At 61.9% G+C, this 11,875-nt stretch carries 12 protein-coding genes; 6 read left to right on the top strand and 6 right to left on the bottom strand.

All coding sequences use genetic code 11. The annotated features are described in order from the left end of the window. Positions 1-64: 64 nt before the first annotated feature. Genes NKI29_RS01580 through NKI29_RS01565 form a run of 4 tightly spaced genes read right to left on the bottom strand, consistent with a single transcriptional unit; the run spans position 65 to position 4,147 of the window. Positions 65-718, bottom strand: a complete 654-nt coding sequence (locus tag NKI29_RS01580) for an ABC-type transport auxiliary lipoprotein family protein (protein ID WP_352568761.1) — start codon at positions 716-718, stop codon at positions 65-67. Between the two features lie 37 nt (positions 719-755). Beyond that, a complete protein-coding gene (locus NKI29_RS01575) occupies positions 756-2,129 on the bottom strand; it encodes an MlaD family protein (RefSeq protein ID WP_023679998.1) in 1,374 nt (457 codons plus the stop codon). 13 nt (positions 2,130-2,142) lie between these two features. Beyond that, entirely contained in the window at positions 2,143-2,961 is an 819-nt protein-coding gene (locus tag NKI29_RS01570; protein WP_352568763.1) for an ABC transporter ATP-binding protein, read from the bottom strand. A 1-nt stretch (position 2,962) separates the two neighbouring features. Beyond that, positions 2,963-4,147, bottom strand: a complete 1,185-nt coding sequence (locus NKI29_RS01565; RefSeq protein WP_352568764.1) for an MlaE family ABC transporter permease — start codon at positions 4,145-4,147, stop codon at positions 2,963-2,965. 78 nt (positions 4,148-4,225) lie between these two features. Between NKI29_RS01565 and dgcA the strand changes: the two genes are divergently transcribed. Beyond that, positions 4,226-5,209 carry an N-acetyl-D-Glu racemase DgcA gene (dgcA, locus tag NKI29_RS01560; RefSeq protein ID WP_352646457.1) on the top strand — a complete coding sequence of 328 codons (984 nt, stop codon included), beginning with the start codon at positions 4,226-4,228 and terminating at the stop codon, positions 5,207-5,209. Here dgcA and NKI29_RS01555 read toward each other — a convergent pair. Then, positions 5,180-6,397 (bottom strand): MFS transporter, encoded by a 1,218-nt coding sequence (locus NKI29_RS01555; protein ID WP_352502483.1) that lies wholly within the window; start codon positions 6,395-6,397, stop codon positions 5,180-5,182. The two genes, dgcA and NKI29_RS01555, sit on opposite strands and share 30 nt — an antisense overlap. A 127-nt stretch (positions 6,398-6,524) precedes the next feature. Beyond that, positions 6,525-7,346: a UDP-2,3-diacylglucosamine diphosphatase gene (locus NKI29_RS01550; protein ID WP_352568769.1), complete on the bottom strand. Its 822-nt coding sequence runs from the start codon at positions 7,344-7,346 to the stop codon at positions 6,525-6,527. A 120-nt stretch (positions 7,347-7,466) separates the two neighbouring features. Here NKI29_RS01550 and NKI29_RS01545 point away from each other — a divergent pair, with 120 nt between their 5' ends. The 5 genes from NKI29_RS01545 (at position 7,467) to NKI29_RS01525 (ending at position 11,869) form a co-directional block, all read left to right on the top strand. Continuing rightward, a complete protein-coding gene (locus NKI29_RS01545) occupies positions 7,467-8,246 on the top strand; it encodes an SDR family oxidoreductase (RefSeq protein ID WP_352448726.1) in 780 nt (259 codons plus the stop codon). 163 nt (positions 8,247-8,409) lie between these two features. Then, complete coding sequence (locus NKI29_RS01540; RefSeq protein ID WP_352568770.1) at positions 8,410-8,709, top strand: hypothetical protein; 300 nt, start codon at positions 8,410-8,412, stop codon at positions 8,707-8,709. 52 nt (positions 8,710-8,761) lie between these two features. Beyond that, complete coding sequence (locus NKI29_RS01535; RefSeq protein ID WP_352568771.1) at positions 8,762-9,025, top strand: hypothetical protein; 264 nt, start codon at positions 8,762-8,764, stop codon at positions 9,023-9,025. Beyond that, positions 9,022-9,330 carry a hypothetical protein gene (locus NKI29_RS01530; protein ID WP_352568772.1) on the top strand — a complete coding sequence of 103 codons (309 nt, stop codon included), beginning with the start codon at positions 9,022-9,024 and terminating at the stop codon, positions 9,328-9,330. Before NKI29_RS01535 ends, NKI29_RS01530 begins: the two co-directional genes overlap by 4 nt. A 214-nt stretch (positions 9,331-9,544) precedes the next feature. Then, complete coding sequence (locus NKI29_RS01525; protein ID WP_352568773.1) at positions 9,545-11,869, top strand: NADP-dependent malic enzyme; 2,325 nt, start codon at positions 9,545-9,547, stop codon at positions 11,867-11,869. Positions 11,870-11,875: the final 6 nt, after the last annotated feature.

The raw sequence follows: 11,875 nt of genomic DNA, 5'->3' as shown, positions 1-11,875 counted from the left end.
CTTTTTCATGCCGTACTGAATTCCATTGGCGCTGTAGAGTGCCGTGCCGGCAGTTCCGGCTGTGTCAGATCACGGTGTCCGTCCAGCGGACGATTTGCCCCGCCGCATCGCCGAACGCGGCATCGAGCGCGCCGACATAGGCCTGGTTGCCATTGCCCGAAACGGGCGCGATTGCGCTAAACGTCTTCGAAGACCGCACTTCACCGTTGCGATCGTTCAACAGGCGCACGAACAGCTCGACCTCGGCATGTTCGCCACCGTCGACACGCACCTCGAACGAGCGGATCTCGACGATCACCTGATAGTCGATCGCCAGCCCCTCGCCTGGCTTGCCGACGCCGGTGAAGCTGCCCGAGCGCTGGAACGTCTCTGCCAGCCGCGCCTGTACGATCATCGGCAGCCGGTCGGCCCATTGCGCGCCCTTGAGATACTGGATCGATCGCGGCGATGGCTTAATGACGATGTTCTGGCTGTCCAGCGCCTTGAGCGCCGATGGCTGAGCGATGAGTATCTGGCGACGGCTGTGGGCACGCGCTTCCAGCGACGGCGCCGAAAGCTCAAACGTATCCAGCGGCGCCGGCTTGCCGCCCAGCGCCGCGCAGCCGGCGAGCGAAAGCGCCAGCAGTGCCGCTCCGGCCTTGAACCCACTCGATCTGACGCTGCCTGAACTGATCGACTTCAAACGCGATCCCCCCCGGATCGTGGAAACAACGCGCATCCGCAAGCTATGTTCTTGCGGTGGGCGCAGGCCGAAGTCAACGGCGCACCCTGCCGTCGAACTGCCGGACCTCACCCTCGCCGCCGGACAGGATCCGCTGTGGATTGCGGCTGAGGTCGGTCACCGCCTCTTCGATGCGGTTGATCGAACGACGGCTGTCCTGGACCAGCGATTCGACGTTTTGCAGCCCCTGTCCCGAGAACCGCGCCAGATTGTCGGTGATGGTGCCGAGGCGGGCGTTCAGCGTGTCGGCGACCTGCTTGAACGATTTGAGCGTCGCCCTGGCATCGGCCATGACGCCGTCGGCCTGACCGGAGCCGAGCAGTTTGTCGACCTTGGCAAGGATACCGTCGACTCGCACCGAGGCATCGTTGAGGCGTCCTGCGAGCTGGTGCGCGTCTTTGATGGTTTCGTCGATGTCGTCGGCCCGGTTGGCGAACTTGTTGGTCACCTTGGCGATGTCGGCGGCAGCTTCATTGGCGTTTTCGCTGGCCTTCTGGATATTGGCCAGCGCGGTGCGAACCTCAGCCGGATCGATGCCGTCGAGAACGCCGTCGACCTTGGCCAGCGTGCCTTGCGTCTTCTGGGCGAACTCGTTGATCGAGCCTACTGCGGTGTCCACGTTCTTGATGACCGTGTCGAACTGCTTGCTGGTTTCCTTGAGGTTGGAAGTGACCGTGTCGACATTGGCGACGATGCTCTTGATCTGGTCCTTGTCGACGGCGTTGAGTAGCCCTTCCGCCGCCTTCAGGGTGCCGTCGAGCTTGCCCGAAACACCCTTCAGTTCGTCCGCCAGCGAGCTGACGCTGGCCAGGAACTTGTCGACGCCGTCCGCATTCCTGGCCAGTGCATCGGAGAAGGTCTGGACATTGTTGACGGTCTGCGTCAGCGGCCCGCGAACATCCTTGGTGAAGCCTTCGAGCTCCGAAAGGACCTTGTCGGCGCGGGTGAAGATGTTCTGCGCTGTCTGTAGCAGATTGGTGACCGCCGACGGGTTGGCAACGATCTCGGCGACACGGCCTTCCTTTTCCGCCTCGTCGAGAAGTTTTGGCTCTTTGGGGTCGGCGCCCTTGAGCTCGATGTTGGCCTGGCCGGTGAGGCCGGCAAGCCCGATATCGGCCTGCGTCGATTTGGTGATAGGCGTATTCCGGTCTATTTCGGTGTCGGCGATAGCAGCGGTCGGATTGTCGACGTCGATATAGACACGGCGCACGTCGCCGACTTTGACGCCATTGAACAGCACGAAGCTGCCACGGCCGAGCCCCGAAGCGGAGCCTGGAATGCGCACGCGCAGCACCGTCGTCTCACCCTTTTCGCCGATTGCCGCCGTCCAATAGACGAAAGCGAAAGCCGCGAGGATCGCGGCCAGCGTGAAAATGCCGACAATGACGTAGTTGGCCCTGGTTTCCATTGCTCACTTATGGCTATGCGCGCGCCGCAAGATCAAGTTGCCGGGCGCGTTTTCCGCGGAAATAGGATTTTACCCAGGGTTCCTCGCTCCTGAGCATGTCGTCGATCGTGCCCTCGACCAGCATTTTCTTGTTGCCGAGCACCGCCACGCGGTCGCACGCCGTAAACAGCGTGTCGAGATCGTGTGTGACCATATACACGGTCAAATCCATCGTATCGCGCAGCTTGACGACCAATTCGTCGAACTCAGCCGCGCTGATCGGATCGAGCCCGGACGTCGGTTCGTCGAGGAAAACGATATCCGGGTCGAGTGCCAGGGCGCGCGCCAGCGCAGCACGCTTGATCATGCCGCCGGAGAGCTCGGAGGGGAATTTCTGCGCCGCATCCGGCGGCAATCCGACCAGCTCGACCTTGAGCATGGCAAGTTCGTCCATCAGCTTCTTCGGCAAATCGAGATATTCGCGCATCGGCACCTGGACGTTTTCGAGGACCGTCAGCGCCGAAAAAAGGGCGCCATGCTGGAACAGCACGCCAAGCCGCATGTCGATGCGAAGGCGCTCCCTTTCGGTTGCCTTCTCGACGTCAACGCCGAACAGTTTGATTGTTCCCGATTGCTTGCGCGTCAAGCCAAGGATGGTGCGCAAGAGAACAGATTTGCCGGCACCGGAGGCACCGACGAAGCCGAGAATCTCCCCGCGCCAGATATCGAGCGACAATTTGTCGAGAACGACCTGGTCGCCGAACGACACCGTGATGTCGTGCGCCGACAGCACGATCTCGTCTTCTTTGGCTTTCGCCGCCACCTTGGTCGTGTTTGTGCCCGGCAGCGCCATGTCAGAACTCGATCGCTGCATAGAACATGGCGAAAAGCCCGTCGAGGATAATGACCACGAAGATCGACTTCACCACTGAGGCGGTCACATGCTGGCCAAGCGATTCGGCGCTGCCGCCAACCTTCATGCCCTCGACCGAGGCAATTATGCCGATGATCATGGCCATGAACGGCGCCTTGATCAGGCCGGCAAAGATGGTGCTGAGGTCGATTGCGACACGCAGCCGGTCGATGAACGCTGCCGGTGCAATATCGGAGTAGAGCCATGCAGCCAAAATGCCGCCGCCCAACGCGGCAAAGTTGGCGACGATCGTCAGGCAAGGCAGCGCGATGACCAGCGCGACCAGCCGCGGAAACACCAGCACGCCGATTGGATTAAGACCGATCACCTTCAGCGCATCGACCTCCTCGCGCATCTTCATCGAGCCGATCTCGGCGGTGATCGCACTGCCGGAGCGGCCGGCGATCATGATCGCCGTCATCAGCACGCCGAGCTCGCGCAGGATCAGCACCCCGACCAGGTCGACGACGAAGATGTCGGCGCCGAAATAGCTGAGCTGATAAGCGCCTTGCTGGGCGACGATCGCACCGACGATGGCCGACATCAGCACGACTACCGGTATGGCGCCGACACCCATGCGATCGATCTGGTTGAAGATCGCCGCCATGTTGACGGCATGGCCACGGCCAAGCTTCATCTGCGAGCCGCGTATCGTGGCGCCGAGGATATTCATTGCGGCCAGGAAATCGTCGCGCATCTCATAAACGCGCCGGCCAACCGCCTCGAGCCCGCGAATGATGATGTTGGGCGGCTTTGCCGGACCTGATTCGGGCTCGCGTCGGACCGCATCACCGACGGCGCCGAGCAGGATCGAGGCAATCTCGCTTTGCCCCTGCATCGTGATCTCGACGCTCTTCTTTTCGAAGCTGCTGACCAGGCGGTCGATCAGCCACGCCCCGGCAGTGTCCATCTTCTCGATTTGTGAAAGGTCGAGCGCCAGCGTCTTGAAGCCGCCGCGCTTCTCGATCTTACGCATCTCGGCATCGACCAGGGCAACGGTACGTGTCGTCCAGGTTCCCGAGAAAGCGCAGCCGAGAACGTCGCCCTCCTCGCCGATCGCGATGCGCGGCTGGTGGTCGGGCTCCGTGGCAGGGCCGCTTGCGTCGCGTTTGCGGATGGTCAACATGGCATCCTGTTTAGCCTGACGGGGCCGACCTGTCGATTTGCCGATATCCTCCTTGTCGCACAGCTGGAGCAGAAAAATATGGCGCGTGTCATTTCGGTCGAGGCCGAGCGCTTTCCGATAGCCGGGACCTTTACCATTTCGCGCGGCTCGAAGACCGAAGCGGAGGTGATTTCCTGCGCCATCACCGAAAACGGCCGTACAGGACGCGGCGAATGCGTCCCTTACAAGCGCTATGGCGAGACCATGGAGGGTGTGCGCGACGCGATCGAGGCGATGCGCAGCGAGATCTCGCGCGGCATCAGCCGCATCGCCCTGCTCGATGCCATGCCTGCCGGCGCGGCACGCAGTGCCATCGACTGCGCGCTCTGGGACCTGGAAGCGAAGATCAGCGGAACACCGGTGGCGCATACGATACGAACCGTTCCGTTACGACCGCTTGAGACGGCGTATACATTGTCGCTCGCCGAGCCGGAGGCGATGGCGGCGCAGGCCCGCGCTAACGCCCAGCGCCCGCTACTCAAGGTCAAGATCGGCGGCGACAACGACATCGCGCGCATCCGTGCAGTGACGGCGGCAGCACCCGACAGCCGAATCATTCTCGACGCCAATGAGGGCTGGAATGACGACAATATCGTCGCAAACCTCGCCTTTGCCGCCGAGCACGGTATCGCCTTGATCGAACAGCCGCTGCCGGCGGGACATGACCGTATTCTTCGCCACATCGCGCATCCGGTACCGATCTGTGCCGACGAAAGCGTGCACGAGGCGAAGGACCTTGAAGCGCTTGTCGGCCTTTATGACGCCGTCAACATCAAGCTCGACAAATCGGGTGGCCTGACCGCTGCACTCGTGCTTCGCGACCGCGCCCGCGAACTGGGTCTTGGTGTCATGGTCGGCTGTATGGTCGGCACATCGCTTGCGATGGCGCCGGCCGTGCTGTTGGCGCAGGATGCCGATTTCGTCGATCTCGACGGTCCGCTGCTGCTGGCCCGCGACCGCGTTCCCGGTCTCGTCTACCAAGGTTCGCTGGTGTCACCGCCCGAGCGGGCGCTGTGGGGCTGAACGCGCGGCAAGCCCGATCAGAGCCAGGCCCGTCAGGGCGATCGGGATCATCGCAAAGAAGCCATTCGCGCCGAAGCGGTCGTAAAGAGGACCGGAAATCAGCGTCGCCGCCGCCATGAAGAAGCCATTGGAGAAGTAGGCGATGCCTTGCGCCGCCCCGGTGCGTTCTTCCGCGACCGTCTCACCGATCATCTTTTGCAGGCCGATCAGCACCAGCGCCACAGAAACCGCGTGCAGCGTCTGGATCGCGAAAAACCCGCCAACGCCAAGCCCAAGCGGCCAGATCAGCGGAAAGGCGAACCAGCGCACGATCGCGCCAATCCCGGCAATCAGCATGATCGAGACGACCGAGAAGGAGGCGAAAGCGCGGGTGAAAACGACGAACATGCATATCTCGGCGACGACGCCCCACCCCCACAGAAGCCCGACAACCGAATCGCTGATGCCGATCGACTTCCAGTAGATCGACACGAAACCGTAGAGAAATGCGTGGCTGGCGGTGATGACGCCGACGCCTGTCGAAAAATAGAGGAAGTACCGGTTGAGGAGTTTCGGTGCCGATTGCTGGATATCGGCGGCCGAAAGCGGCGAGGCGCGGCGTGGACGGCCGAGGCGCGGCGCAATCAGTCCGGCGGCTAGCGCGGCAAACAGCGCCGCGAAGATGATCACCGGGACAGCCTGGGCACCGCTCGCCGACAGGATGAAACCGCCGGCGAGATTGGCGCAGAGATAGGAGATCGAGCCCCATTTGCGCATGCTTGCGTAATTCGAGCCGAAGCGGCGAACACCTGAAAGGGCGAGCGAATCGGCAATCGGCGAATGCGGCGTCCAGACGACCGTCAGGGCCAACGACACGGCAAGTACCGTTGCGTAGGTCGGCGGCAGGAGGTAGCCGGCGGACAGGATCAGCGATGCGGCGACCAGCGCAACATAGACATTGGCGCGGTCGCTCGCTTTGTCTGCCAGCGCAGTAAGAAAAGGCGTCGTCGCCACGCGCAGGAACATCGGCGCGGCGAGGATCACGGCTATCTGTTCGGCATGGAACCCCTTCGCCTGCAGCCACAGCGGGAAATACGGCACATGCGTCCCGAGCGGAACGAAGAGCGTAAAGAAGATCAAGCTCATGCGCAGTTCGAAATGGCGTGGCTTGACGAGCTGTTCGGGCGAAAGCGGCGGCAGCGAGGACATTGACAGGCGATCCGTCGGCACGGCATTCAGCCGGGTCGGCCCGCCACACCTGCCGCTGCTTAACACGGCGAAAAAGTCGATGAAACCGCTGGACTAACCGATTGAAGCGAGATGCGGCCGGATTTGGTCAAGCCGCCTGGACTGCCCTGCCCTTGATGTCGATCGGCACGAGCACCTCGCTGCCGACCGGAGTCTCCGGCAGGACATGCGCCCAGTGCAGGATCTCCATCCGGCCGTCAAAATGCTCGACCACCGCCGTGCAGCTCTCCACCCAATCGCCGGTGTTGATGTATTGCACGTCCTCATAGCGTTCGATCGCGGCATGGTGGATGTGCCCGCAGATCACGCCGTCGACATGCGAGCGGCGCGCCTCCTCGGTCAGCACGGTCTGGAACGAGCCGATGAAATTCACCGCCTTCTTGACCTTGACCTTGGCCCAGGACGAGAACGACCAGTAAGGCAGGCCGAGCACCTGGCGCAGGCGCGTGATGACGCGGTTGACCAGCATCGCCGCGTCATAGGCGTAGTCGCCGAGATAGGCCAGCCAGCGCGCATTATGGACGACGGTGTCGAACTGGTCGCCATGGATGACAAGAAGGCGTTTGCCATCGGCCGTCTCGTGGATGGCGCGATCGGCGACGACAATGCCGCCGAAATGCACGCCCTGGAACTGGCGCGCGAACTCGTCGTGATTGCCGGCGATGTAGGTGATGCTGGCGCCCTTGCGCGCCTTGCGCAGCAATTTCTGGACGACGTCATTGTGGCTCTGCGGCCAATGCCAGCTTCGTCTCAAGCGCCAGCCGTCGACGATGTCGCCGACGAGATAGATGATATCGGCATCGTGATGGCGCAGGAAATCGATCAGGAACTCGGCCTTCGCCGCCTTCGATCCGAGATGGACGTCGGAGATGAACATGCTGCGGAAAGTGCGGGGCTCTGCGCCGGACATCATTTGTCACCGTTGCTTTCGCGTGAGGCTATGCCCCGATTCATGCAACAACCGTATGACGGTTGCGATTGGTCCAGCCATCCGGATAGGTTGCCGCGGCAATCGGAGGAGAAAATCACCATGGATCTCGGCATTCGCGGCAAGAAGGCCATCGTCTGCGCTTCCAGCAAAGGCTTGGGACGCGGCTGCGCCATGGCACTGGCAGAGGCAGGTTGCGATCTGGTGGTCAATGGCCGCAACGCCGACGTGCTGGCCAAAACTGCCGCTGAACTGCGCGAGAAATTCGGCGTCAAGGTGACCGAAATCGTCGGCGACGTATCCAAGCCCGATGTCCAGAAGGCGCTGCTTGCCGCCTGCCCCGATCCCGACATCCTCGTCAACAACAATGGCGGTCCGCCGTTTCGCGATTTCCGCGCGCTCGACCGCGAAAAGATCCTCGAAGGCGTCACCCAGAACATGGTGACCCCTGTCGAACTGGTTCAGGCGGTGATCGACGGCATGGCGGCGCGCGGCTTCGGCCGCATCGTCAACATCACCTCGCTGTCGGTCTATGTTCCTATCCCCGGCCTCGACCTGTCGTCCGGCGCCCGCGCCGGCCTCACTTCGTTCCTCGCCGGCGTCGCGCGCACGGTGATCGACCGCAATGTGACGATCAACAACATGCTGCCGGGAAAACTCGATACCGACCGGCTGCGCGGCCCGCACGAGGCCGGCACGCCCGAAGATCCGGCCGCCGCCGCCGCGCGCAAGGCGCAAGCAGCGGCCAATGTTCCGGCCAAGCGACTCGGCACGCCGGAGGAATTCGGCCAGATCTGCGCCTTCCTGTGCTCGGTCCATGCCGGCTATCTGACCGGACAGAACATACCGGTGGACGGCGGCCTCTATGTCAGCGCGTTTTAGTGGGTATCTGACGCTTTGGTATCCGCTGGGAACGGCGGGAAACGACCCATTGCGGACGTTGTAGCCATCAGCATAAGCTCCGCCAATGCAACACTCGTCCCTCGTATCCTTCCTCAACGGCGACAAACTACCGGACGAGCTTTGGCAGGAGATTGAAGCCGAAGTGACCGAATGCGTGACCGCCGCATCCAAGCCTGGCTCCGTGGGGCATGTCATCATCACTGAGGGGCCAAATACGATCATTGACCGTCGGCATGTGGACGTGCTGGTTAACGGGCTGGCGGACGGCACGCTCCCGGTCCAAGCCGCCGCCTATGTTGCCGATGCGCTGATCATGAGCGACGACTTCAACTTTGCGGACGAGGGCGTCTTGGAGGTTCTGTTCTTCCTGTCAGACGAGAGCGCGCCCCTTTCGCGAGAAGAGGTGCAAGCGCTGCAGAGCCGCCTTTCGACGGGACTGTAGCGTCCGCTTTCCATCCATTGCGGGCCTTGCGTCTTTCGCAGATACTGGCGGCATGGTTGAACTGGCCGGGCGGAATTATGAAGCAACGATTGGCAGTGATGTTCAACGGGATGGCATGTACCTGGAGCTCGTCGACCAGGACAATCACATAGTGGGCGAGATTTTTTTCTCGGACATTGATGGAAAGATGACGATTACCTTAGGTCAGCCCGAGGTTTCCGTTGAAGTAGTCGAATGGATGATTGCTAAAGCCAAGGTTCGCCTGCCACCGACTGATCCTGTTTCTCCTAACGACGGATCGGGAGGAGTACTGTGAAAACCTTCGCAGAAAGAATGATCGGCAAGTCGATACGGTCCGTTGGAAGAAGTGAAGAAGGGTACGGGATTACTGTTCTTTTCTCCGACGGCACCGGCCTTACCGCCTATTCAGAGGTGTCGCTGCGCATGAGTGACGCAGCAAGCGGTTCGCACATCGAACGCGTCACATCTACCGATCAAGAGATTACCTTTCACTTGGAAGGGGATGACTTCGTCGCGATCTCGACCGACCGTCAAAAGCACGACGCCGTCGAGTTGTTCGTCTACCAAGACACGGACGGCACCTTTATCGTCGAGAACTAAGCGACCGCCCTCCACACATAATGATCATTCGAACCGGCGCCGACATAGCTCGCCGCAGCACTACTTCGTCGCAAACATCTTCCACAGCAGATCGCAAAGTTAGGCTAATGCGAGGCAGAGCGTCGCGCTTGCGACATATCACCCCTCGAAAAGCTGCGGCTGCATGCTAAGAGACTCAAAACACCAAACGGACTGAACTGAGGAGGCGGCCGTCATGACAGGCGAAAGCAAGAAGGCGGCCCGATCCGACCTCGACGAAGCAGCGCTCTATTTCCATAAGCACCCCCGTCCCGGAAAGCTGGAAATCCAGGCGACGAAGCCACTGGGCAATCAGCGCGACCTGGCGCTTGCCTATTCGCCGGGGGTCGCCGCCCCCTGCCTTGAAATCCGCGACGACCCGGCAACCGCCGCCGACTATACAGCCCGCGCCAATCTGGTCGGCGTTGTCACCAACGGTTCGGCGGTGCTGGGCCTCGGCAATATCGGTCCGCTCGCCTCCAAGCCGGTGATGGAAGGCAAGGCCGTACTGTTCAAGAAGTTCGCCGGCATCGACGTCTTCGACATCGAGATCGATGCACCGGGCATCGAGCGCATGGTCGAGACGATCTCGGCGCTGGAACCAACCTTCGGCGGCATCAACCTGGAAGACATCAAGGCGCCCGAATGCTTCGAAGTCGAGGAACAGTTGAAAGCCCGCATGGGCATACCGGTCTTCCATGACGACCAGCACGGCACCGCCATCATCGTCGCCGCCGCTGTGCTCAATGGGCTGGAATTCGCCGGCAAGTCCATCTCCGACATCAAGATCGTCACGTCGGGCGCAGGTGCTGCGGCGCTTGCGTGCCTCAACCTTCTGGTCTCGCTCGGCGCGCGGGTCGAAAACATCTGGGTCACCGACCGGTTCGGGGTCGCCCATAAGGGCCGCGTCGAGGAGATGGACCGCTGGAAAGACCCCTACGTGAAGGATACCGAGGCGCGCGCGCTGGCTGACGTTCTGCCCGGCGCCGACGTGTTTCTCGGCCTGTCTGCCGCCGGCGTACTGAAACCGGAACTGCTCCACCACATGGCGCCCAAGCCGTTGATCCTCGCGCTGGCCAACCCCAATCCCGAGATCATGCCGGAAGCGGCGCGGGCAGCACGGCCCGACGCGATGATCTGCACAGGCCGCTCCGATTTCCCCAACCAAGTCAACAACGTACTCTGTTTTCCCTACATCTTCCGTGGCGCGCTGGATTGTGGTGCAAGCGCCATCAACGAAGAGATGAAAATGGCCGCCGTGCGAGCGATTGCAGCGCTTGCCCGCGAAGAGCCGTCCGACGTTGCCGCGCGTGCCTATTCCGGCGAGACGCCGATCTTTGGTCCGGAGTTCCTGATCCCCTCGCCTTTCGATCCGCGGCTGATCCTGCGCATTGCCCCTGCTGTCGCCAAGGCAGCGTGCGAGACCGGCGTCGCGACCCGGCCGATCACAGATTTCGCCGCCTATATCGACAAGCTGAACCGCTTCGTCTTCCGCTCCGGCCTGGTCATGAAGCCGGTATTCTCGATGGCCAAGACGTCGAGCGCCAAGCGCGTCATTTATGCCGACGGCGAGGACGAGCGCGTGCTTCGCGCCGCGCAGGTCGTGCTCGAGGAAGGCATTGCCGAACCGATCCTGATCGGCCGCCCGCATGTCATCGAGGTGCGGCTGAAGCGCTACGGGCTGCGCATCAAGCCGGGCATCGATTTCGGCTTGATCAACCCGGAAGACGATCCGCGTTACCGCCACTATGTTGACCTTTTGATCGAGCTTGCCGGCCGGCGTGGGGTGACGACGGAAGCCGCGCGCACCATGGTGCGCACCGATAATACGGTGATCGCGGCCCTTGCCCTGAAGCGCGGCGACGCCGACGCCATGGTCTGCGGCCTCGAAGGCCGATTCGAGCGCCATCTGCGCAACGTGACGTTGATCATCGGGCCACGCGCCGGCATTAGGGATCGCGACCTGTCGACGCTCTCCATGCTGATCTCGCAGCGCGGCATCATTTTCCTCACCGACACCCATGTCTCCGTCGACCCGACCGCCGAAGAAATAGCGGAAATGACCGTTTTGGCGGCCGAGGAAATTCAGCGTTTCGGCATCGAGCCCAAGGCAGCCCTGCTTTCGCATTCTGATTTCGGCTCTCGCGATTCGCCAAGCGCCATGAAGATGCGGCAGGCAGCGGCAATCCTGGCGCGCATCGCGCCCGACCTGCAATGCGACGGCGAGATGCATGCCGACTCGGCACTATCGGAGCAGCTGCGCCAACGCGTCTATCCGCATTCGCGGCTGAAAGGCGAAGCCAATCTGCTGGTGTTCCCCAATCTCGATTCGGCGAACATCACACTGACGGCGCTGCGCACAATGATGGACGCGCTGCATGTCGGCCCGATCCTGCTCGGCACCGACAGCCCGGCGCATATATTGACGCCGTCGGTGACGTCGCGCGGCGTCGTCAATATGACGGCACTGGCCGTGGTCGAAGCCGCGCACAAGGCGCAAGCCATCGTCGATCTGGAATAGCCGCGG

The organism is Mesorhizobium sp. M0678 (assembly GCF_040320505.1).
Classification (GTDB): Bacteria; Pseudomonadota; Alphaproteobacteria; order Rhizobiales; family Rhizobiaceae; genus Mesorhizobium.
This window is presented reverse-complemented; position numbering and strand designations above follow the sequence as displayed.

What these genes read in the sequence shown, in the direction of transcription:
- NKI29_RS01565 (WP_352568764.1), bottom strand. Translation starts at nt 4,147, where the DNA reads ATGTTGACCATCCGCAAACGCGACGCAAGCGGCCCTGCCACGGAGCCC.
- NKI29_RS01525 (WP_352568773.1), top strand. Translation starts at nt 9,545, where the DNA reads ATGACAGGCGAAAGCAAGAAGGCGGCCCGATCCGACCTCGACGAAGCA.
- NKI29_RS01535 (WP_352568771.1), top strand. Translation starts at nt 8,762, where the DNA reads ATGGTTGAACTGGCCGGGCGGAATTATGAAGCAACGATTGGCAGTGAT.
- NKI29_RS01545 (WP_352448726.1), top strand. Translation starts at nt 7,467, where the DNA reads ATGGATCTCGGCATTCGCGGCAAGAAGGCCATCGTCTGCGCTTCCAGC.
- NKI29_RS01580 (WP_352568761.1), bottom strand. Translation starts at nt 718, where the DNA reads ATGCGCGTTGTTTCCACGATCCGGGGGGGATCGCGTTTGAAGTCGATC.
- dgcA (WP_352646457.1), top strand. Translation starts at nt 4,226, where the DNA reads ATGGCGCGTGTCATTTCGGTCGAGGCCGAGCGCTTTCCGATAGCCGGG.
- NKI29_RS01570 (WP_352568763.1), bottom strand. Translation starts at nt 2,961, where the DNA reads ATGGCGCTGCCGGGCACAAACACGACCAAGGTGGCGGCGAAAGCCAAA.
- NKI29_RS01550 (WP_352568769.1), bottom strand. Translation starts at nt 7,346, where the DNA reads ATGTCCGGCGCAGAGCCCCGCACTTTCCGCAGCATGTTCATCTCCGAC.
- NKI29_RS01575 (WP_023679998.1), bottom strand. Translation starts at nt 2,129, where the DNA reads ATGGAAACCAGGGCCAACTACGTCATTGTCGGCATTTTCACGCTGGCC.
- NKI29_RS01555 (WP_352502483.1), bottom strand. Translation starts at nt 6,397, where the DNA reads ATGTCCTCGCTGCCGCCGCTTTCGCCCGAACAGCTCGTCAAGCCACGC.